At 73.7% G+C, this 20495-nt stretch carries 23 protein-coding genes; 11 read left to right on the top strand and 12 right to left on the bottom strand.

Features of this window, described 5'->3' with window-relative positions; genetic code table 11:
* Positions 1-67: 67 nt before the first annotated feature.
* Both dapE and ACZ3YL_RS19670 read left to right on the top strand, forming a co-directional pair.
* The gene (gene dapE, locus ACZ3YL_RS19675; RefSeq protein ID WP_188303540.1) at positions 68-1144 is read left to right on the top strand and encodes a succinyl-diaminopimelate desuccinylase; all 1077 of its coding nucleotides are present in this window, start codon (positions 68-70) and stop codon (positions 1142-1144) included.
* Positions 1145-1255: 111 nt separating this feature from the next.
* A complete protein-coding gene (locus tag ACZ3YL_RS19670) occupies positions 1256-2065 on the top strand; it encodes an LOG family protein (RefSeq protein ID WP_223241921.1) in 810 nt (269 codons plus the stop codon).
* 75 nt (positions 2066-2140) lie between these two features.
* Here the strand turns inward: ACZ3YL_RS19670 and folP are convergent, their stop codons facing one another.
* Complete coding sequence (gene folP / locus ACZ3YL_RS19665) at positions 2141-2953, bottom strand: dihydropteroate synthase (protein ID WP_465658817.1); 813 nt, start codon at positions 2951-2953, stop codon at positions 2141-2143.
* A 180-nt stretch (positions 2954-3133) separates the two neighbouring features.
* On the opposite strand from folP, the gene ACZ3YL_RS19660 reads away from it, so the two are divergent.
* On the top strand, positions 3134-3562 hold the full coding sequence (locus tag ACZ3YL_RS19660; protein ID WP_188303541.1) for a DivIVA domain-containing protein: 429 nt from the start codon (positions 3134-3136) through the stop codon (positions 3560-3562).
* Positions 3559-4158 carry a DNA-3-methyladenine glycosylase I gene (locus ACZ3YL_RS19655; RefSeq protein WP_317620946.1) on the top strand — a complete coding sequence of 200 codons (600 nt, stop codon included), beginning with the start codon at positions 3559-3561 and terminating at the stop codon, positions 4156-4158. The genes ACZ3YL_RS19660 and ACZ3YL_RS19655 overlap by 4 nt, the downstream gene beginning before the upstream one ends.
* 2 nt (positions 4159-4160) lie before the next feature.
* Here ACZ3YL_RS19655 and ACZ3YL_RS19650 read toward each other — a convergent pair whose 3' ends face one another.
* Positions 4161-4961: an enoyl-CoA hydratase-related protein gene (locus ACZ3YL_RS19650; protein ID WP_380457860.1), complete on the bottom strand. Its 801-nt coding sequence runs from the start codon at positions 4959-4961 to the stop codon at positions 4161-4163.
* 296 nt (positions 4962-5257) lie between these two features.
* Here ACZ3YL_RS19650 and ACZ3YL_RS19645 point away from each other — a divergent pair, with 296 nt between their 5' ends.
* Positions 5258-5425 carry a DUF3117 domain-containing protein gene (locus ACZ3YL_RS19645; RefSeq protein ID WP_188303543.1) on the top strand — a complete coding sequence of 56 codons (168 nt, stop codon included), beginning with the start codon at positions 5258-5260 and terminating at the stop codon, positions 5423-5425.
* A 132-nt stretch (positions 5426-5557) separates the two neighbouring features.
* On the opposite strand, the gene ACZ3YL_RS19640 is transcribed toward ACZ3YL_RS19645, so the two are convergent.
* On the bottom strand, positions 5558-6190 hold the full coding sequence (locus ACZ3YL_RS19640) for an O-methyltransferase (RefSeq protein ID WP_188303549.1): 633 nt from the start codon (positions 6188-6190) through the stop codon (positions 5558-5560).
* 288 nt (positions 6191-6478) lie between these two features.
* Between ACZ3YL_RS19640 and sigE the strand changes: the two genes are divergently transcribed.
* The 4 genes from sigE (at position 6479) to ACZ3YL_RS19620 (ending at position 9676) form a co-directional block, all read left to right on the top strand.
* Complete coding sequence (gene sigE, locus ACZ3YL_RS19635) at positions 6479-7207, top strand: RNA polymerase sigma factor SigE (RefSeq protein ID WP_188303550.1); 729 nt, start codon at positions 6479-6481, stop codon at positions 7205-7207.
* Complete coding sequence (locus ACZ3YL_RS19630; protein ID WP_465658723.1) at positions 7204-8238, top strand: anti-sigma factor family protein; 1035 nt, start codon at positions 7204-7206, stop codon at positions 8236-8238. Before sigE ends, ACZ3YL_RS19630 begins: the two co-directional genes overlap by 4 nt.
* A 124-nt stretch (positions 8239-8362) precedes the next feature.
* The gene (locus tag ACZ3YL_RS19625) at positions 8363-8797 is read left to right on the top strand and encodes a sec-independent translocase (RefSeq protein WP_188305308.1); all 435 of its coding nucleotides are present in this window, start codon (positions 8363-8365) and stop codon (positions 8795-8797) included.
* Positions 8798-8998: 201 nt separating this feature from the next.
* A complete protein-coding gene (locus ACZ3YL_RS19620) occupies positions 8999-9676 on the top strand; it encodes a hypothetical protein (RefSeq protein WP_188305307.1) in 678 nt (225 codons plus the stop codon).
* 235 nt (positions 9677-9911) lie between these two features.
* Here ACZ3YL_RS19620 and ACZ3YL_RS19615 read toward each other — a convergent pair whose 3' ends face one another.
* From ACZ3YL_RS19615 to ACZ3YL_RS19600, 4 genes are all read right to left on the bottom strand, one after another.
* Positions 9912-11072: an Mrp/NBP35 family ATP-binding protein gene (locus ACZ3YL_RS19615; RefSeq protein WP_465658721.1), complete on the bottom strand. Its 1161-nt coding sequence runs from the start codon at positions 11070-11072 to the stop codon at positions 9912-9914.
* A gap of 56 nt (positions 11073-11128) precedes the next feature.
* Positions 11129-11764, bottom strand: a complete 636-nt coding sequence (locus ACZ3YL_RS19610; RefSeq protein WP_188305305.1) for a DUF1003 domain-containing protein — start codon at positions 11762-11764, stop codon at positions 11129-11131.
* Positions 11754-13058 (bottom strand): magnesium transporter MgtE N-terminal domain-containing protein, encoded by a 1305-nt coding sequence (locus ACZ3YL_RS19605; RefSeq protein WP_188305304.1) that lies wholly within the window; start codon positions 13056-13058, stop codon positions 11754-11756. Before ACZ3YL_RS19605 ends, ACZ3YL_RS19610 begins: the two co-directional genes overlap by 11 nt.
* A gap of 138 nt (positions 13059-13196) precedes the next feature.
* Positions 13197-13736, bottom strand: coding sequence for a hypothetical protein (locus tag ACZ3YL_RS19600; RefSeq protein ID WP_188305303.1), 540 nt, complete (start codon positions 13734-13736; stop codon positions 13197-13199).
* 218 nt (positions 13737-13954) lie between these two features.
* Here ACZ3YL_RS19600 and ACZ3YL_RS19595 point away from each other — a divergent pair, with 218 nt between their 5' ends.
* The gene (locus ACZ3YL_RS19595) at positions 13955-14881 is read left to right on the top strand and encodes a DMT family transporter (protein WP_188305302.1); all 927 of its coding nucleotides are present in this window, start codon (positions 13955-13957) and stop codon (positions 14879-14881) included.
* Between the two features lie 15 nt (positions 14882-14896).
* On the opposite strand, the gene corA is transcribed toward ACZ3YL_RS19595, so the two are convergent.
* Entirely contained in the window at positions 14897-16018 is a 1122-nt protein-coding gene (corA, locus tag ACZ3YL_RS19590; protein WP_188305301.1) for a magnesium/cobalt transporter CorA, read from the bottom strand.
* 428 nt (positions 16019-16446) lie between these two features.
* On the opposite strand from corA, the gene ACZ3YL_RS19585 reads away from it, so the two are divergent.
* Complete coding sequence (locus ACZ3YL_RS19585) at positions 16447-17088, top strand: suppressor of fused domain protein (protein WP_188305300.1); 642 nt, start codon at positions 16447-16449, stop codon at positions 17086-17088.
* Positions 17089-17136: 48 nt separating this feature from the next.
* Here the strand turns inward: ACZ3YL_RS19585 and ACZ3YL_RS19580 are convergent, their stop codons facing one another.
* The 4 genes from ACZ3YL_RS19580 to ACZ3YL_RS19565 all read right to left on the bottom strand — a co-directional run bounded on the left by ACZ3YL_RS19580 (position 17137) and on the right by ACZ3YL_RS19565 (position 20424).
* Complete coding sequence (locus ACZ3YL_RS19580) at positions 17137-17997, bottom strand: PHP domain-containing protein (protein WP_465658718.1); 861 nt, start codon at positions 17995-17997, stop codon at positions 17137-17139.
* A gap of 57 nt (positions 17998-18054) precedes the next feature.
* Entirely contained in the window at positions 18055-18693 is a 639-nt protein-coding gene (locus ACZ3YL_RS19575) for a DUF6758 family protein (RefSeq protein WP_188305298.1), read from the bottom strand.
* Between the two features lie 315 nt (positions 18694-19008).
* Complete coding sequence (locus ACZ3YL_RS19570) at positions 19009-19167, bottom strand: hypothetical protein (protein ID WP_188305309.1); 159 nt, start codon at positions 19165-19167, stop codon at positions 19009-19011.
* A gap of 378 nt (positions 19168-19545) precedes the next feature.
* Positions 19546-20424 (bottom strand): alpha/beta fold hydrolase, encoded by an 879-nt coding sequence (locus tag ACZ3YL_RS19565; protein ID WP_465658716.1) that lies wholly within the window; start codon positions 20422-20424, stop codon positions 19546-19548.
* Between the last annotated feature and the right edge of the window lie 71 nt (positions 20425-20495).

Below are 20495 nucleotides of genomic sequence, written 5' to 3'. Positions count from 1 at the left end.
ATCCGGGGGCGTTCCACGTCACAGAACGACCACACAGGGTGCACAACCGCGCGACTAGGCTGGCGCCATGAGCAGCCCGAACCCGACGCCCCTGGACCTGACCCTCGACGGCGGCGCGCTGACCGCCCGGCTCGTCGACTTCCCCTCGGTGAGCGGCGACGAGCAGGCGCTCGCCGACGCCGTCGAGGCCGCCCTGCGCGGCTACCCGCACCTGACCGTGGACCGCCACGGCAACAACGTGGTGGCCCGCACGAACCTGGGCCGCACCGAGCGCGTCGTGCTGGCCGGACACCTGGACACCGTGCCGATCGCCGACAACCTGCCCTCGTACGTCGACGGCGACCTGCTCTACGGCTGCGGCACCTCGGACATGAAGTCCGGTGTGGCCGTGGCGCTGCGGCTCGCCGCCACCCTGACCGAGCCCAACCGCGACCTCACCTACGTGTTCTACGACTGCGAGGAGGTGGAGGCCGACCGCAACGGCCTCGGCCACCTCGCCAAGGACCGTCCGGACTGGCTGGCCGCCGACTTCGCGGTGCTGATGGAGCCCAGCGACGCCATGGTCGAGGGCGGCTGCCAGGGCACCCTGCGGGCGCAGATCCGGCTCACCGGCGTGCGCGCCCACGCGGCCCGCAGCTGGCTCGGCGACAACGCCATCCACCACGCCGCCGAGGTGCTCGCCCGGCTGGCGGACTACCGGCCGCGCCGGGTGGAGATCGACGGCCTGGAGTACCGCGAGGGCCTCAACGCGGTGCGGATCGACGGCGGCGTGGCCGGCAACGTGATCCCGGACGAGTGCGTCATCACCATCAACTTCCGCTACGCGCCGGACCGCAGCGAGGCCGACGCGGAGAAGCACGTCCGCGAGGTCTTCGACGGCTTCGAGCTGACCGTGACCGACTTCGCCCCGGGCGCCCTCCCCGGCCTGTCCCAGCCGGCCGCCCGGGCCTTCCTGGCGGCCACCGGCGGCCAGGCCCGGGCCAAGTTCGGCTGGACCGACGTCGCCCGGTTCAGCGCGCTCGGCGTCCCGGCGGTCAACTACGGCCCCGGTGACCCGAACTACGCGCACAAGCGGGACGAGCACTGCTCGCTGGCCGCCATCGCCGAGACCGAGGCCCGCCTGCGCGCCTGGCTGACCAGCTGAGTCGAAAACGTTCGAGGCCGATCCGCCAACGGTCGAACGCCACCTTCCGGTTGCCCAACCGACCTTCCCCCGTTGCCTGAAAACGGGGGAAGGCGGGCGTAGGGTTTCGTCATGACAGGCACAGGAGACGACAAGCACTACGGACACGGCCCCGAGCAGGTCGGCGTGCCGCGGAAGAAGAAGGCCTGGCCCGAGAAGCAGAAGGGCCCGGTGCTGGTGCGCCGGGACCAGGTCGGCACCAGCACCACGGACCAGCGCCTGCTGGACACCACCGGTCCCACCGACTGGCTGCACACCGACCCCTGGCGGGTGCTGCGGATCACCTCCGAGTTCGTCGAGGGCTTCGGCGCCCTCGCCGAACTCCCGCCCGCGATCAGCGTGTTCGGCTCGGCCCGGACCCCGGCCGACTCTCCCGAGTACGAGGCCGGGGTGGCCATCGGCCGGGCCCTCGCCGAGGCCGGCTACGCGGTGATCACCGGCGGCGGCCCGGGCGCGATGGAGGCCGCCAACCGCGGCGCCTCGGAGGGCGGCGGCCTCAGCGTCGGGCTCGGCATCGAGCTGCCCTTCGAGCAGGGCCTCAACGAGTTCGTCGACCTCGGGCTGAACTTCCGCTACTTCTTCGTCCGCAAGACGATGTTCGTGAAGTACGCGCAGGGCTTCGTGGTCCTGCCCGGCGGACTCGGCACGCTGGACGAGCTGTTCGAGGCGCTCACCCTGGTGCAGACGAAGAAGGTCACCCGCTTCCCGGTGATCCTCTTCGGCAGCGCCTACTGGGGCGGCCTCTACGAGTGGCTGAAGAACACCCTGGTCGCGCAGGGCAAGGCGGCCCCGCACGACCTGGAGCTGTTCCACATCACCGACGAGATCGACGAGGTCCTGAAGATCCTCGCCGAGGCCCGCCGGCCCGCCGACGACATCTAGCGCGAGCGAGCCGAAGGGGCGCGCCGGGCCCGAGCGCCCCGGAGGCGGGCCGAGCGCCAAGGATGAGGTACGGCCTCAGGCCAGCCCCCGGCGGGCGACCGCCGGGGGGCGGGTGCCCCGGATCGAGGCGACCATGTCCAGCACCTGGCGGGTCTCCTCGACCTGGTGCACCCGGTAGACCCGGGCGCCCAGCCAGGCCGAGACCGCCGTGGTGGCCAGGGTGCCGAGCAGCCGCTCGTCCACCGGCCGGTTCAGGGTCTCGCCGACGAAGTCCTTGTTGGAGAGCGAGACCAGCACCGGGAAGCCGGTCGCGGTCATCTCCGGCAGCCGCCGGGTGGCCTCCAGCGAGTGCCGGGTGTTCTTGCCGAAGTCGTGCCCCGGGTCGATGATCACCGCGTCCCGGCGGACACCCAGCTCCACCGCCCGCTCGGCCAGCCCCACGGTGATCCGCAGGATGTCCGCCATCACGTCCTCGTACCCGGCCCGGTGCGGCCGGGTGCGGGGCTCGGCGCCGCCCGCGTGGGTGCAGACCAGCCCGGCGTCGTACCGGGCGGCCACCTCGGCGAGCTCGGGGTCGACCCCGCCCCAGGCGTCGTTCAGCAGGTCCGCGCCCACCTCGCAGACCGCCTCGCCGACCTCGTGCCGCCAGGTGTCCACGCTGATCACCGCCTCGGGGTGGCGCTTGCGCAGCTCGGCCACGAACGGCACGGTGCGCCGCAGCTCCTCCTCGACCGTGACCTCGTCGCCCGGGCCGGCCTTCACCCCGCCGATGTCCAGGATCGCCGCGCCCTGGGCCATCGCGCGGTCGGCGGCGGCGAAGGCGGCCTCGTCGGCGAAGGTCGCGCCCTTGTCGAAGAACGAGTCCGGGGTCCGGTTCACGATGGCCATGATCACCAGCTCGTCGTCACCGAATTCGCGCGGTCCCAGGCGCAGTGCCACCGATGTCTCCTCCACAGCTCCTGCGGGTGCGATGATGGCCCCCGGCCTCACTAGGGACCATGCTGTCATGATCAGCCCGGTTCCCTGGCACCTCGGAGGAGGCCGACCGGGAGTTCGGGAGGACAGCTCGTGTTCTGGGTGATCGTGGTCGCCATGGCCGTCGTGGTCGGCGGCGCCGCGCTGGTGGCGCTCGGCGGGGGCGGCTCGATGCCGGAGGCGGTGCCGGACCGCATCGCCGCGCGGCTTCCGCAGGACCGACCGCTGAGCAAGACGGACGTGGACGAGCTGCGCCTGCCGATGGCCGTGCGCGGCTACCGGATGGACGAGGTGGACGACGTCCTGGACCGCCTCGGCGCCGAACTCGCCTACCGCGACTCGCGGATCGCCGAGCTGGAGGCCGCCGCCCACCTGCGCGGCGCGGTCGAGGCCGCCACCGCCCCCGACCCGGCCGCCGAACCGCTGCCCGGCCTGGAGCAGTTCGCCACGGTGGTCGAGCCCGCCGTGGCGCTCACCAAGGGGCAGGCCCCCGAGGACGCGAAGCCGGTGCAGGAGCGGTGACCGGGGCGGGCGACGGCGCCGTCCTCGGCGCGGACGGCCTGCGCCGCTGCGGCTGGGGCGACTCCACCGACGACTACCGCGTCTACCACGACACCGAGTGGGGCCGCCCGGTGCACGGCGACGACGCCCTGTTCGAACGGGTCTGCCTGGAGGCCTTCCAGTCCGGCCTGTCCTGGCTGACCATCCTGCGCCGCCGGGAGGGCTTCCGGGCCGCGTTCGCCGGCTTCGAGATCGGCAAGGTCGCCGAGTTCGGCGAGGCCGACAAGGAGCGGCTGCTCGCCGACGCCGGCATCATCCGCAACCGGGCCAAGATCGAGGCGGCGATCGCCAACGCCCGGGTCGCCCGCGACCTGGACGGCGGCCTGGACGCGCTGATCTGGCAGTTCGCCGCCGGCCCGGACCGGCCGGCCCCCCGCACGCTGGGCGAGGTGCCGGCCGTCACCCCCGAGTCGACGGCACTGGCGAAGACGCTGAAGAAGGCGGGCTTCCGCTTCGTCGGCCCAACCACCGCCTACGCCCTGATGCAGGCCTGCGGCCTGGTCGACGACCACCTGGCGGACTGCCACGTCCGCACCGGCGGGACGACGACGAAGTAGACCTAGCGGCCCACGTACTCGGGCTTCTCCTTGGCGATGAAGGCGCGCACCGCGATCCGGTGGTCCTCGCTCTCCCCGGCCAGGGTCTGCAACTCGTCCTCCTTGTCGAGCAGTTCGTCCAGGGAGTGGGAGGCGCCGTACGCCAGCGACTCCTTGATGGCGCCGTAGGCCACCGTCGGACCCGCGGCCAGCTCGCGGGCGAAGACCCGCGCGGTGGCGGCGAGTTCGTCGGCCGGCACGACCTTGGTGGCCAGGCCCAGCTCCATCGCCTCGGCGGCCTTGACCGTCCGGGGCAGCATCAGCAGCTCGGTGGCCTTGGCGTGCCCGACCAGCCGGGGCAGCGTCCAGGACGCGCCGGAGTCGGCGGTCAGGCCGATCCCGGCGAAGGCGGTGTTGAAGCCGGCCCGGTCGGAGAGGATCCGGAAGTCGCAGGCGAAGGCGAGCGAGGCACCCGCACCGGCCGCCACCCCACCGACCGCGGCGACGGTCGGCTTGCGCATCCCGGCGAGCGCGCGGGTCAGCGGGTTGTAGTGCTCGGCGACGGTCCGCAGCGCGCCCTCGCCGGTCTCCTCGAACCGCTTCAGCAGCGCCAGGTGCTCGTTCAGGTCCTGTCCGACGCAGAACGCCCGCTCACCGGCCCCGGTCAGCAGCACCGCCCGCACCGCCGGACTGCCGGCGGCCTCGGTCACGGCGTCGCGCAGCGCGACCTTGGTGGCGACGTCCAGGGCGTTCATCGCCTCCGGGCGGTTGATGGTGATGACGGCCAGGCCGCCGTCCAGCTCGTACAGCACGGAATCGGACATGGGCGAGGGCTCCCTAAACGATCGTTGCGTCGGTGGTCGTGCCAGGATGCCGGAGCGGAGGGCAGCCTGGGGAGTGTGAGGTATCGCACCTTCCGGTGGGGCCCGCACCGCCGCCGCGCCGGGGCTTATGACGCCAATTGCGGCGGTTCCGGCCGGTCCGGCCGTGGTTGCACCGAGAGTGATGTTGGTCATCAGGCCGTGGCATGCGGGATAATGGCTTCCGATCAATGCGTTCGATACCGGCGGTGGACGGACTGCCGGTGCGTAGCTGAGCGGTTGCAGGAAGGGGAACGAGCATGGCGGCCATGAAGCCGCGGACGGGTGACGGCCCGCTCGAAGTCACCAAAGAGGGGCGGGGCATCATCATGCGCGTTCCGCTCGAAGGCGGCGGACGCCTCGTGGTGGAGCTCACGCCTGACGAGGCCGACGCCCTGGGCGATGCCCTGAAGAAGGTCACCGGCTGACCGCAGCGGGTGCTCGTCGTCTCCTGGAGACGTACTGCCGGGCCCGGGTACGACATCACGTCGGCCCGGGCCCGTGCGTTCCCCTGGCGCCCGGCGCCCGGCGCTGTACGGGGGCCCGGCGTCGCACCGCGGTCAGCGCTTGACGGCGCAGAGCAGCCCGTCCGAGACCGGCAGCAGCGCGGGCAGCAGCGCGTCGCTCTCCCGGACGTCCCGGACGAGGTCCCGCACCGCGCCGGTCTGCGGGTCCTGCAGTTCCGGCTCGGCGAGCCGGCCCTCCTGGAAGACCCCCTCGAAGCAGACCATCCCGCCCGGCCGCAGCAGTCGCAGCGACTCCAGCAGGTACTCGCGGGACTCGGCCGGGTCGCCGTCGCAGAACACCAGGTCGTACTGGCCGTCGGCGAGCCGGGGCAGTACGTCCAGGGCCCGGCCCGGTATGAACCGCGAGCGGTTGGCCGCGAAGCCGGCCGCCTGGTAGGCCTCGCGGGCCAGCTGCTGGCGCACCGGCTCGGAGTCGACCGTGGTGAGCACGCCGTCCGGCCGCATCCCGCGCAGCAGGTAGACGCCGGACACCCCGGTGCCGGTGCCGATCTCGGCCACCGCCTTGGCGTCCAGCGCCGCGGCCAGCAGGCGCAGGCAGGCCCCGCCGCTCGGCCCGATGGCCCGTATCCCGGTCCGCGCGGACTGGGCCCGGGCGTAGGTCAGCACGGCGTCCTCGCCCACGTAGGTGTCGGCGAGGGCCGCGCGCGCGGGCCCGAACTCGCTGATGGCTGCCTCTTTCGGAGCCCCGGGTGGCGGCCCGGTGCCGGAGGATGTCGATATTTCCTGCCACAGATTACTGGCCGGGCGGGAACCGCGTACGGCGGCGGGCCGTTGTGACTGACGACCGGGTGCGCAAGACCGCGCGGGCACTTTTATCCGGGCTTGACGGGTGAGGTGGATATGGTGGTGGCCCTGCTGGGCAGAAGAGCCGACCGAGGAGGTGTGGCCGAGGGCGACGTCCCTGTGCGGCGGCACTCCCGCGGCACCGCGTCGGCCCGTACGCCGAAGCCCGTGATGAACCAGCCTGCGCACACCGACCTGGACCAGCCCGCCGCCGAGACGCCGGCCGCCGGTACCACCGAGGCCCCTGTTCTCGCGACCTTCGCCGAAGGTCCCGACGCGCAGACCTGGACTCCTCCCACGTGGGAGGAGATCGTCGAGGCCCACAGCGCCCGCGTCTACCGCCTGGCCTACCGCCTGACGGGCAACCAGCACGACGCCGAGGACCTCACCCAGGAGGTCTTCGTCCGGGTGTTCCGTTCGCTGTCGACCTACACCCCCGGCACGTTCGAGGGCTGGCTGCACCGGATCACCACCAACCTGTTCCTGGACATGGTCCGCCGCCGCCAGCGCATCCGCTTCGACGCGCTCGGCGAGGACGCGGCCGAGCGGCTCGCCTCCCGCGAGCCCAGCCCGGCCCAGCACTTCAGCGACACCCACTTCGACGCCGACGTGCAGCAGGCCCTGGACACCCTCGCCCCGGAGTTCCGCGCCGCCGTGGTGCTCTGCGACATCGAGGGCCTCTCCTACGAGGAGATCGCCGCCACGCTGGGCGTCAAGCTCGGTACCGTCCGCAGCCGCATCCACCGCGGTCGCTCCCACCTGCGCGCCGCGCTCAAGCACCGCGCCCCCGGCTCGGCCCCGGGCCGCGAGCGCCGCGGCGGCTCGGAGGAGCCGGTGCCGGTCGGTGTCGCCGCCGAGGTCGCGACTGCGCCCGGCGGGCGCGGACGGAGGCGATCGTGAGCGGAACCAGCTGGTCCGGCCCGGACCGTTCGGACGCATCCGAACGATCCTCGGCCTGGCGGAGCTGGGCACTGCCGGGCCGTCGCGGAGCCGCGGACCCGGTGATCGGCGAACCCGGCGAGCCCCTGCTGCCCGCCCTCCCGCTGCCCGCCGACACGGCACTGCGCGCGGTGCCCGTACGGCCCACCGAACCCGCGGCCGAGGAACACCACCTCGGCGACCGGCTGTCCGCCTTCCTGGACGGCGAACTCGGCCACGACTCCCGCGAGCGGGTCCTGGCCCACCTGGCGACCTGCCCGCAGTGCAAGGCCGAGGCCGACGAGGGTCGGTCCGTCAAGCACCTGCTGACCCGCACCGACAACCCCGGCCCCTCCTCCGCGCTGATGGCCCGGCTGATGGCCGTCGGCAGCCTCCCGGAGGACGCCCCGGCGGACGCCGGCCGGCCGCGCGGCCGAGGCCGCGACGACGACGACCTGCCCGGTGGCGGAATGGGCGCCACCGGGACGCTCGGCGGCAGCCGGCTCAACGGCGGCTCCTTCGGCCGCGGCGCCGGCGCCTCCTTCGGTGCGGGCGCGCTCGGCGCCGGCGCCCCCATCCCCGGGGTCGACCCGCGGGCCTTCGGCCGCGGCTCGGTGCTGCGACCGCTGATGGGGCGGCGCACCGACCGACCGGAGGCCGCCGCCCGGCCCGACCGCACCGCCGCCCGTCCCCAGCCCGCCGCGGCCGCCGTACGCCCCTCCGCGGCCCGTGGCCGCCGACTGGTGTTCGCCGCCGCCGGCGCCTTCTCGGTCGCCGCGGTCACCCTCGGCGGCGTCGGGGGCCTCACCCAGGGCGAAGAGCAGCACGGCACCACCGTCAGCCCGGTCGGCGGCAGCGGCACCAGCGGCCGCACCGGCCTGGTCCCGATGAACGCGCAGGTCCCGGTGGACTTCCCGGGCCGCCCGGTGGCCGCCACCCGCGGGGCCGAGCCGTCCTCGTCCCCGGAGCGCTACCCCGGCAGCATCGCCGCCCTGCGCCAGCAGATCCGTTAGCGCACCCTTCGCCTGCCCCGGCCACCGGCTGGTCTTTACCACGGGTTCATCACGCCGTGGACCAGGGACCCGCCGGTGGCCATTACCCTGTAGGAACCGTCGTCCGACGAGCTAGGGAGCAAAGGTGTTCAGCGACGTAGGTGGGCTGGAGATCCTGACCCTGATCGTGATGGCGATCATCATCTTCGGCCCCGACAAGCTGCCGAAGCTGATCCAGGACACCATGGGCTTCATCCGGAAGATCCGTTCCTTCGCCGACACCGCGAAGGAGGACATCCGCAGCGAGCTCGGGCCCGAGTTCAAGGACTTCGAGTTCGATGACCTCAACCCCAAGACCTTCGTCCGCAAGCAGCTCATGGGCGACCAGCAGGACCCGCTGGGGCTGAAGGACATGAAGGAGTCGCTCGACATCCGCTCCGTCCTGGACGACAAGCCGGCCGCGCCGGTGAACGGCCGGGCGGGCAGCGTGAGTTTCGAGAAGGCCGCCGCGGCGCCCGCCTCCACCGGCGCCCCGCTGCAGCCCGGCGAGCGGCCCCCGTTCGACCCCGACGCCACCTAGCAGCACCGACGCCACCGCCCCGCCCGGCCGCCGGACTGAGCGGGGCGGCGGCGTGCGCGCCGCTATTGTGCTGATTGTTCCCGCTGAGCCGTCCGTCACATCCGCGTCCGCGCGGACCAGGAACGGCCCCCGGGAACGCCGAGGTACGCCACCATGGGAGCGCGCCACGGCAGGCACACGTGCGTTTGAGGAGGCCCGGGGATGGACGCGACGAGTCAGGCGGGAGGGGCGACGGTCACGGCCGGCGGCCCGGTGGTCGGCGGGCAGGCAGGCCCGGCGGACCCGCTGGTGCCCTACCTGTCCGCCGACTTCCCCTGGTACGGCCTGGACGACGGCTGGACCGGCCGCCGCTTCCTGATGCAGGCCGGCGCCGGCGGCCCCCGCGGCGGGGCGGCGGGCAGCGTCGACTACGGCACCCTCGGCCACGGCGACGAGCCCGCCAAGCAGTTCGAGCCGCGCGACGTGCGGAAGTTCGCCGTCGTGGTCACCGTGGCCCGCCGGGACAGCCGCCGCAGCGCCGACAACACCGGCACGCTGGAGGCGACCTCCGCCTCCTCCGCCGCCTGGCTGGCCGGCTCCGGCCTGCTCGCCGCGACCTGGCCCGGCCAGCTGGACCGCATGCTGCGCCAGGACTGGCTGGACCAGCAGAGCAACCTGGCCTGGGACCTCGCCGACGACCTGGCCGGCCCCGGCTGGTCCACCCTGAGCCTGCCGGTCAACGGCCTGCCGCAGCCGTTCCGGTACCGCGAGTCGGAGTACGGCTGGGTGCTGGCGGGCGAGGCCCCCGGCGTGCTGCTCGGCGCCTTCGGCCGGGGCGTCAGCGCGTACGGCATCGGCTTCGCCACCGTCCCCGACCTGGGCGGCTACGCCCGCCCGTAGGGCCCGTGGAGACGCCGAGGGCCCGGGTGGACGTCCACCCGGGCCCTCAGCTGTTACTCGCCCGTGTTACTCGCCCGCTCGCCTCCGGGGCGCTCGGGTCCGGTGCCGACGGTCGGCGCTCCGGCGCTCGTACCTCGCTGGTCGCTTCTCCCTTTCGGCACCGGCGCGCCCCTTCGGCTCGGGGCGGGGGCTCGCCCGCTCGCCTGTTCGCCCGCTCGGGGCGGGTGTCACAGCCTCAGAACTTGTTCTTGGGCGTCAGGCCCAGCGACATGCCGGACAGGCCGCGCTGGCGGCCGCCGAGCTTGCCGGCCACGGCGCGCAGGGCGGCGCCGGCCGGGGAGTCGGGGGCGGCGAGCACGACCGGGCGGCCGTCGTCACCGCCCTCGCGCAGCCGGACGTCGATCGGGATCGAGCCGAGCACCGGGACGGTCGCGCCGACGGTGCGGGTGAGCGCGTCCGCGACGGTCTGGCCGCCGCCGGTGCCGAAGACGTCGATCATCTCGTCGCAGTGCGGGCACGGCATGCCGGACATGTTCTCGATCACGCCGACGATCTTCTGGTGGGTCTGCACCGCGATGGTGCCGGCCCGCTCGGCCACCTCGGCGGCGGCCATCTGCGGGGTGGTGACGATCAGGATCTCCGCGTTGGGGACCAGCTGGGCCACCGAGATCGCGATGTCGCCGGTGCCGGGCGGCAGGTCCAGCAGCAGCACGTCCAGGTCGCCCCAGTACACGTCGGCGAGGAACTGCTGGAGCGCCCGGTGCAGCATCGGGCCGCGCCAGACCACCGGGGCGTTGCCCGGGGTGAACATGCCGATCGAGATGACCTTCACGCCGTTCGCCTGCGGCGGCATGATCATGTCCTGGACCTGGGTCGGGCGGCCCTCGACGCCCAGCATGCGCGGCACGCTGTGGCCGTAGATGTCGGCGTCCACCACGGCGACCTTCAGCCCGTCCGCAGCCATCGCGGCGGCCAGGTTGACCGTCACCGAGGACTTGCCGACCCCGCCCTTGCCGGAGGCGACGGCGTAGACGCGGGTCAGCGTGCCGGGCTTGGCGAACGGGATCTCCCGCTCGGGGGCGCCGCCGCGCAGCAGCTGGGAGAGCTCCTTGCGCTGCTCGTCGCTCATCACGTCCAGCTCGACCTCGACGCCGGTCACGCCGGGCACCCTGCCGACCGCCTCGCGGACCCGGGTGGTGATGGTGTCGCGCATCGGACAGCCGGAGACGGTCAGGTAGACCGCGACGCTCACCACGCCGTCCTCGGCGATCCCGACCGATTTCACCATGCCGATTTCGGTGATCGGGCGGTTGATCTCCGGGTCGTTGACGGTCGCCAGCGCCTGGCGTACGGACTCCTCCGTGACGCCGGCCGCGACCTCTGTCTCGTTGGCCATGCCTTGATGGTACGGCGCCCGGCGAACCGCTTAACCGGCCGGTAGCGTGCCGAGGGTCACAACGGCTCGGCCGCGCCCCGTCGTTCGTCGATGTCCTTGAGCAGCGACTGGAGCTCGGAGCGGATGAAGTCCCGGGTGGCCACCTCGCCGAGCCCGTGCCGCAGGGCGGCGACCTCGCGGGCCAGGTACTCGGTGTCGGCGATGTTGCGGTCGCTGCGAGCCCGGTCCTGCTCCATGTTGACGCGGTCCCGGTTGTCCTGCCGGTTCTGCGCCAGCAGGATCAGCGGCGCCGCGTACGAGGCCTGCAGCGACAGCGCCAGGGTGAGGAAGATGAAGGGGTACTCGTCGAAGCGCACACCGGCCGGCAGCAGGGTGTTCCACCCTATCCACACCACGACGAACACCGTCATCCAGACGATGAACCGCCCGGTGCCGAGGAAGCGGGCGATCCGCTCCGACAGCACGCCGAAGGCCTCGGGGTCGTAGGACGGCAGGGTCAGCAGGCCCGGCCGGGCCGTGCGCGGCTGGTCGAGGCGGGCGCGGTTGGAGCCGGTGATGGGGGAGGTCTCCAGGCGATCCCGGCTGCTGCCCTCGCGGGTGCGCAGTTCGCGCAGCTGGCGCAGTTCCCGCAGTTCGCCCTGCAGGCGTCGGCGCGCGGAGTCGCCGGGTCGTCCGGTGCGGTCACCGTCCATCGGTCATCTCCTCCCTCTCGTCGTGCCGGGTGTCCTCGTCGTCCCGGGCGTGCAGCGCGGCGTCACGCCAGTCCTCGGGCAGCAGGTGGTCGAGCACGTCGTCGACGGTCACCGCGCCGAGCAGGTGGTCCGCCTCGTCCACGACCGGCGCGGCCACCAGGTTGTACGTCGCCAGGTAGCTGGTGACCAGCGGCAGCGGGGTGTCCGGCGGCAGCGCGTCCAGGTCGTCGTCCACCAGCGAGCCGACCAGGACGTACGGGGGCTCGCGCAGCAGCCGCTGGAAGTGCACCGCGCCCAGGTACTTGCCGGTCGGGGTCTCGTTCGGCGGCCGGCAGACGTACACCTGGGCGGCCAGTGCGGGCTTGTGGTCGCGGATCCGGATCCGGGCCAGCGCCTCGGCGACCGTCGCGTCCGGCTCCAGGACGATCGGCTCGGTGGTCATCAGACCGCCGGCGGTGTCCTCCTCGTACGACAGCAGGCGCCGGACCGGCTCGGCCTCCTCCGGCTCCATCAGCCCGAGCAGCCGCTCGGCCTCGTCGCCGGGCAGTTCGGAGAGCAGGTCGGCGGCGTCGTCCGGGTCCATCGCCTCCAGGACGTCGGCCGCCCGCTCCCCCTGGAGCTTGCCGATGATCTCGACCTGGTCGTCCTCGGGCAGCTCCTCCAGGACGTCCGCGAGCCGCTCGTCGGGCAGTGCGGCGGCCACCTCGGCGCGGCGCTTGGCGGACAGGTGGTGCATCACGCTGGCGAGGTCGGCCGGGCGCAGCTGTTCGAAGGTGGCGAGCAGGTTGGCCGCGCCCTGGTCCTGCTCGGGCAGCGCGAAGCCGGTGACGTCCTGCCAGTCCAGGGTGAGCCGCTCGCCCTTGCCCTTGCGCAGCCGGGAGGTCCGGCCGACCTGGACGAAGACCTTGCTGACCTCCCACTCGCGCAGCCTGGTCTGCACCATGCCGACGTCCAGCACGGTGACGTCCTCACCGGTCTTGGACCAGGTGACGGTGCGGTCCAGCAGCTCGGCGAGCACCAGGGTCTCGGACGGGCGCTGCTCGAAGCGGCGCAGGTTGATCAGGCCGGTGGTGAGCACCTGGCCGGACTCCAGGCTGGTCACCCTGGTCATCGGCAGGAAGATCCGGCGCCGGGCGACGACCTCGACCACCAGGCCGAGCACCAGCGGCGGGCGCCCGCCCAGACGCAGCGAGACGACCACGTCCCGGACCCGTCCGACCTGGTCGCCGTTCGGGTCGAAGACCGCGATGGCGGAGAGATGGGAGATGAAGACCCGGGTACCTGGCCCTGCCATGAACTCCCTCGACTCGCTCGACCTGCTCGACGCCGTACGGTGCGCGCCGCGGCGCACGTTCGGCCAAGGCTACCCGTGCGGCGTACGCCCGGCCCGGTGAGGCACCGTAGCGACCCGAGGAGTCCTGGGCGTGAACCTTTAACGGCGCTTGAACAGCAGTTTGGGCAGACCGGCCGGGATCGGGCGGCGGGTGGTGGCCGGGGTGGGCATCGGCTGGGCGGCGAGCGAGCCGTCCGGCATGGCGCCCGGGCGCTCGGTCAATGCGCCGGACGGCCGCAGCCGCAGCACCCGGCACTCGCGTGCCCAGCGCTCGGCGATGGTGTCGGTGTCGGGCGCGTTCAGCCGCTTGCCCTTGAGCTCCTCGACGGCGCCCAGCCAGGCCTCGCCGTTCGGCGCCAGCTCCACCACCTCGGCGTTCCAGCCGGTCAGCCGGCCGCCCTTGTCCTTGCTGCGCACGGTGATCACGGCGCCGGCGCCCGCGGTCAGGCCGTGCAGCGGCTGCTCGCCGCCGTCGCCGACCACCACCACCGCGCCGTCGTGCCAGGCGTGCCACAGCGGGCGGGACTGCGTCTCGCCGTCCGCGCGCACCCAGAGCAGCCCGGACTTCTTCGCGGCCTCCTCCAGCAGGGCCTGGTCGAGGAAGTCGTCGGCGGTGGGGGCGGCGGAGTTGCGGTCCATGGCGCACAGCGTACGGGCTTCCGGCCTGCCCCGGTCGGCCGGAGGTGCGCGGTGGTGACACCGGAGGTGCGCGGTGGTCACGCCGGACGCGCGCGGTGGTCGCGTCGGACGCGCGCGCTCCTTCCGGGGACGTCTCAGCTCCCGGGCGACAGTTCCATTACCGGGCCAAGGGCCTTACCGTATGAGCGCCCCACCCCTGTGACCAGCGAAGGAGCGCCGTGCCCGCCGCCCGGCCCGCGACCGCCCCCGCCCAAGCCGCCGCCGACCCGCGGCCCGCGCACCCGCTCCCCACCGTCGACCTGCTGCTGCTCGCCGTCTCGATCGGCGGCATCTCCTTCTCCGGCCCGCTGATCTCCGCCACCGCCGCGCCCGCGCTGGCCATCGCCTTCTGGCGCAACGTCATGTCGGTGGGCGCCCTGGGCCCGTACGCGCTGCTGCGCCACCGGGCCGAACTGCGCGGCATCGGGCGACGGGCGCTGCTGCTGGCGGTCGCCGCCGGGGCGCTGCTCGCGGTGCACTTCGCGCTCTGGATGCCCAGCCTGCGGATGACCTCGGTGGCCTCCGCCACCGCGCTGGTCACCACCACCCCGCTGTGGACGATCCTGCTGATGCGGCTGTTCGGCGTCCGCGCGCCCCGGATGGTCTGGCTCGGTACCGTCGTCGCCTTCGCCGGCGTGCTGGTGCTGACCGGCGTGGACCTCTCGATGTCCCCGCGGGCCCTGCTCGGTGACGCCCTGGCGCTCGCCGCCGGGCTGGCCGCGGCCGGGTACATGCTGCTCGGCGCCGAGGTCCGCAAGACCGTCAGCACCACCGCGTACACCCTGGTCTGCTACGCCACCACGGCGGTCGGCCTGCTGGTGATCTGCCTGGTCACCGGGACCGGGCTGTCCGGCTGGTCGGCCGGGGCCTGGTGGCAGATCGTGCTGCTGATGGTCACCGCGCAGTTGCTCGGGCACTCGCTGAGCAACCGGGTGGTGCGCACCCTCGGCCCGTCGGTCACCTCCACCGCGATCCTGCTGGAGACCCCGGGCGCGACCCTGATCGCCGCCCTGTGGCTGGGCCAGTGGCCCCCGGCGGCCGCCTACCCGGCGGTGGTGCTGATCCTGCTCGGTCTGGTCCTGGTGGCCCGCGGCGGGCGGCGCTGATCCCCTTGGGAGGGGCTACAGCCAGCCGTTGCGGCGGAAGCCCCGGTACATCCCGACGCAGATCAGCGTGATCGCGCCGAGCACCATCGGATAGCCGTACGCGTGGTGCAGTTCGGGCATGTAGTCGAAGTTCATCCCGTACACGCCAGTGATCATGGTGGGCACCGCGAAGATCGCCGCCCAGGCGGTGATCTTGCGCATGTCCTCGTTCTGCGCCACCGACACCTGCGCCAGGTTCGCCTGCAGCAGCGAGTTCAGCAGCTCGTCGAAGCCGTGCACCTGCTCGGTGACCCGGGCCAGGTGGTCGGCGACATCCCGGAAGTACTTCTGGATGTCCGGGTCCACCAGGCGCTGCAGCGGCTCGGACAGCTGCTGCATCGGGCGCAGCAGCGGCGCCACCGCGCGCTTGAACTCCAGTACCTCGCGCTTGAGTTGGTACACCCGGCCGACGTCCGCGGTGCGCGCGCCCTTGGCCGAGAAGACGCCGTACTCGATCTCGTCCACGTCGTTCTGCAGCCGCTCGGCGACCAGCAGGTAGTTGTCCACCACGTGGTCGGCGATCGCGTGCAGCACCGCGGCCGGGCCCTTGGCGAGCAGCCCGGCCTCGTCCGCGTCCGCCTCCAGCCGGTGCCGCAGCTCCTGGAGCGAGCCGTGGCCGCCGTGCCGCACGGTGATCACGAAGTCCCGCCCGGCGAAGACCATCAGCTCGCCGGTCTCCACCACCTCGCTGGTGGGCGTGAGTTGGTCGTGCTCGACGTAGCGGATGGTCTTGAAGACGGCGAACAGCACGTCGTCGTAGCGCTCCACCTTGGGCCGCTGGTGGGCGTGCACCGCGTCCTCCACCGCGAGCGGGTGCAGGCCGAACCGCTGGGCGATGCCCTCGAACTCGTCGCCGGTCGGCTCGTGCAGCCCGATCCAGCTGAACGACCCTGCGGTGTCCGTGAGTTGGTGTGCCGCCTTGACCCGGCGGGCGGCCTCGCGCGGGCTGCAGGCCTCACCGTTGCGCCGGCCGTGCTGATAGACGGCGCAGTCCACGACCGCCGAGCCGCTGCCCTCGGGCACGGCGTCGTACGCCCCGGTGACACCCCGACGGCGGTTGGTGCGGACGGCGGCGCGCAGGCTGTTGATCATCGACATGGCAGGCTCCCTGAGGCAGGAGCCGTCGCACGGCGGCGCGGAAGGGCCGCAAGCAGGGCCGTGGTGCGACGGCGAGGAACACCGGTGAAGGGGATGAGGGGTGCTCTCCCGGCCGGTCCGTCCGCCGCCGATCCGCGCCCGGGCCACTACGGCTGGATCAGCCGGTACGGCCTACGAGGCGAGGGATGCGGGGAAGTCGGGGCCGGGCAGAGCTGCCGGTACTGCATGGTCGGCCGGTATCCACCGCAACCACCTCCTTCGCGCCGCCGCCCCGGGACGTTCGATCCCGGTGGCCAGTCGCTCACCCTAACAGCTGGCCGGACATCGGCGCCCCGGAGTTTCCCCGCCCGTTGCCCGCGGAGTTTCCCCGCCCGGTGCCCGTACGCCCCCGCGCGGACCGGAAAGCGGCCCGGGTTACGCTCACCGGCATGGCGCACGACTTCCCGTCCTTCGGCGACCCCCACGGCGGCAGCTCCCCGGAACTCACCCGGGAGGCGGTGCTGGCCGCCGTCGAGGCCCGGCTGATCTCGACCTTCGGCGAGCCGAGCGGCCGCGCCGCCGTCACCTTCCTCGGCACCGACCGGATCGAGGTGCTGCGCTTCGGCCCGGACGACGAGGCACTGGTCCGCTACGCGACGCTCGGGATGTCCGCCGCCCCGATGGCCGACCCGACCGCGCCGGTCGCCGACCAGCTGCGCGGCCCGCGCGTCGAACTGGTGCTGACGGTGCGCGGCGGGCGCGACGGCGTGCTGCGCAGCCTCGCCACCTTCGCCGCGACCCCGCAGGTCGAGGGCCTGGTGGTGGCCCCGGGCGGCTCGCTGGACCTCGGCGCCCCGCTCTGGGACGGCGCCCCCTTCACCTCGGTGCTGGCCGCCGAGCCGGGCGGCCTGGTCGAGGACCTGGAACTGGCCGAGCCCGCCGAGCCGGTGCGCTTCCTGCCGCTGCTGCCGATGACGCCCAACGAGGCCGGCTGGAAGCGGGTGCACGGCGCGGCCGCGCTGCAGGAGCGCTGGCTGAACCAGGGCACCGACCTGCGCGACCCCCAGCGCCGCGGCGTCACGCTCGACTGAGCCCCGGCGAAGGCGGGGGCACCCGCGCCCGCCCGCCCCGCCGCGCGGTCAGCGCTCGATCGGCTTCGCCCCGGTGGCCTGGGCGAGCAGCGCCTCGTACACCTCGGGGTCGGTGGTGTGCTCGCCGAGCCGGACGGTCTTGCGGCTGCCGTGGTAGTCGCTGGAGCCGGTGACCAGCAGGCCGAGGTCGCCGGCCAGGCCGCGCAGCCGCTGCCTGGTCTCCTCGTCGTGGTCGGTGTGGTCGACCTCCAGCGCGGCCAGTCCGGCCGCCGCGAGGTCGGCGATCACCTGGTCCGGGACGGTCCGGCCGCGCTTGACCGCGCCGGGGTGGGCGAACACCGGTACCCCGCCGGCCGCCCGGACCAGCCGGACCGCCCGCACCGGGTCGGTCTCGTGCTTGCGGACGTCCGCCCGGGCGCCGTTGGCCAGCCACTCGGGGGTGAAGGCGTCCGAGACGGTGGCCACCACGCCCGCCTCGACCAGTGCGCTGGCGATGTGCGGCCGCCCGACCGAGCCGGCCCCGGCGATCCGCTGCACCTGCTCCCAGCTGATGTCCGCGCCGAGTTCCCGGCAGCGTTCGACGACCGCCCGCCCGCGCCGGAAGCGGTCGGTGCGCACCAGCTCCCGCTCGCGCGCGAACTCCGGCTCCTCGGGGTCGAACAGGTACGCCAGCAGGTGCATGCTGACGCCGTCCACCACGCAGGACAGCTCGGCGCCCGGGACGACGGTCAGCCGGGCGCCGTCCGGCAGCGCGTGCACCGCCCCGGCGGCCTCGGCGTGGCCGGCGACGGTGTCGTGGTCGGTGAGCGCGACCACGTCGAGGCCGGCGGCGACCGCCGCCGCGACCAGCTCGGCCGGGCTGTCGGTGCCGTCGGAGGCGTTGCTGTGGGCGTGCAGGTCGATGCGCACGGGGCGGACTCCTGGGGGCTCGTGGGTGCCGCCCAGGATAGGCCGTTCAGGGGTCGGTCAGCCGAGGAGCTGGGGGGACAGCGCCCCGCAGGGCAGCAGGTCCAGTTCGGCGCCGGCCTCGCGCAGGTCGGTGAGCACCAGTTCGTCGTACATCACCAGGGCGGACTGCTCGGGCCACGCGACCGCCCAGAGCCAGAGCCCGCGGGCCTCGCCGACGAACACCGCGCGGTCGGCCGGGGCGTCCGGGACGTGGAACATCGGGGTGGGCCGACCGGCGGCCATCAGCTTGGCGTCGGCGGGCTTGTAGAGGCCGACCGAGTCGCCCGGGTCGGGGCCGGGCAGTCCGGCGTAGCGGGCGCCGAGGCCGACCCCCAGTTCCTCGGCGACCAGCACCAGTTCGCCGAAGCCGCCGAGCGGGGCGGGACCGGAGCAGGCGACGGCGGTGGCCCGGGCGCCGGAGACGTCGTCGCCGACGTGGGCGATGCCGGTGTACAGCCAGCCGACCGGGAGCGGCCAGGGCAGCCAGACGGGGACCTGCGAGCGGGCGACGGCGACTCCGAGGGCTTCCACACTCGGGGGCAGCACCGGCTGCATCGGGTGCACGGCTCCGTGCCGGCCGCATTGCCAGGTGTCCGAAAAAAGACCGGGGGCGCGGACCCGACCGGCGCACCTCGGGCAGCTAGGCTCGCCCCTCATAGCCGACAACGCTCCTCCCTCCGGACCGCCGCGTCAAGGATGATCACCCGTACGGACGGCTCGGCGGCACCTGTCGGTGGTGACGCCCGGCCGGCGCGGGGCGCGGGCGGTTCCCGTTGGGGGATGTCCCGTGGCGGGCGGTGGCAAACGTTCCGGGGGGCTGGGCCGGGGCCGGGGCTGGGGCCGGACGCACTGACGCCCCGTCAACGGCGATCGCGGTGACGGGGCGTCAGTCGGGTATCGGCACGTCCGGATCGGACGCTCCCGGCTCGTCGGCGGCGGGTGGGGCCTCCCGGTCGGAGGCGCCGCGCAGGGTCAGACGGTCGGGCACGGGCGGATGAGCAGGCGTTCGCCGGTGCGGGCGGCGTCCTGGACGAGTTCGCGGACGGTCTCGGCATCGGCTATCACGCGGTCGGTCGCGGAGCCGTTGGCGTCGTCCAGTCGAAGGATCTCGAAGCGCATGGGCTTGGTCATGGGCGTCTCCTTTCCGGGCCCCGACGGGCGGGGCGATTGCGGCTGAGTCGGTATCAGCCCTTTCGGGGTCCTACGGATCCGGCGCTGCGGCCGGATCGGGCGGGGCGTACGTGCGGCGGTCTGCTGCGGCAAGGGCTCCCCCTGCTTGCCTGGTGCGTCCAGTGCCTCGTGAACCACGGTGCCGTGGTGGTGCTACCGGGCCGTTGCCCGTCCGTAACGTCCAGGTTTCGACTGAAAGGCACCCCGGTGGGGGTCGTCGATGATTCCCGGACAGAATCAAAGATTACCGTAACTAACGACTTTTGTCCTGCGCTGAGCCCGGTCGAACCTCCGAAAGTGGTTCAGACCACTCCAAGCGGGGCGCCGGTCAGGGGCCGCTCAGGCCCAGAACGCGGCCAGCGCGTCGGCCGTGGCGGCCGGCCGCTCGGCGTTGGGGGAGTGGGCCGCACCCGCGACGACCACCCGGCGGGCGCCCAGCCGCTCCGCCATCGCGGTCTGCTCCGGCACCGGCCAGGCGTAGTCCCGCTCCCCGGACAGCACCAGCACCGGCAGCGCCCCGGCCGCCACCGCGGCCAGCTCGTCCACCCGGTCCGGCGCGGCCACCAGGTGCCCGCCCGTGACGGCCAGCGAGCGCGGCACGTTCGCCACCCAACGGCGGTGCAGGAACTCCGCGACGTCCGGCGCCAGGACGGGCTTCGGCTCCTCGCTGCTCTCGTCCATCTGCCGCATGACCTGCCAGATCTCCTCCAGGCCCATGACCGGCAGGACGTCCAGCAGCAGCTTGGTCCGGGCCGCCTCGGCCGGGTCGATCGCCCCCGGCCCGGTGGCCATCAGGGTCAGCGAACGCCACGGCAGCGGGCCCTCGGTGGCGGCCGCGAGCACCGCCTCCCGGACCACCTGGCCGCCGAAGGAGTGCCCCAGCAGGTGCACCGGCCCGCCCTCCGCGGCCAGCACCCCGGTCAGCGCCCGGACGTCGGCGCCCAGCTCCGCCACGGCGTACGCCGCCGCGTCGTCCGGCCCGCCGGTCTCGTACTGGCCGCGCTGGTCCACGGCCGTCACCCGGTACCCGGCGGCCGCGAGCGGTTCGAGCAGCGCGATGAAGTCCTCCTTGCTGCCGGTGAACCCCGGCACCAGCAGCGCCGACCCGCGCACCGGCCCGACCGGCTCCGCCCGCAGCGCCGCGAACTCCCCGCGCGCGGTCGGCACGCGCTCCGCTCGGGCACAGCCGGGCAGGGTCAGGAACGGCGGAGTACTCATGAGCGGTTTCCCTCCCGGGGCAGGCGACGCCCCGAGCCTATGCCGTCCCGGCGCCCCTTCCACGAGCCGGG

This window comes from Kitasatospora sp. NPDC023176 (assembly GCF_055560495.1).
The sequence above is the reverse complement of the archived record's forward strand: the minus strand, read 5'-3'. Positions and strand labels throughout refer to the sequence as shown.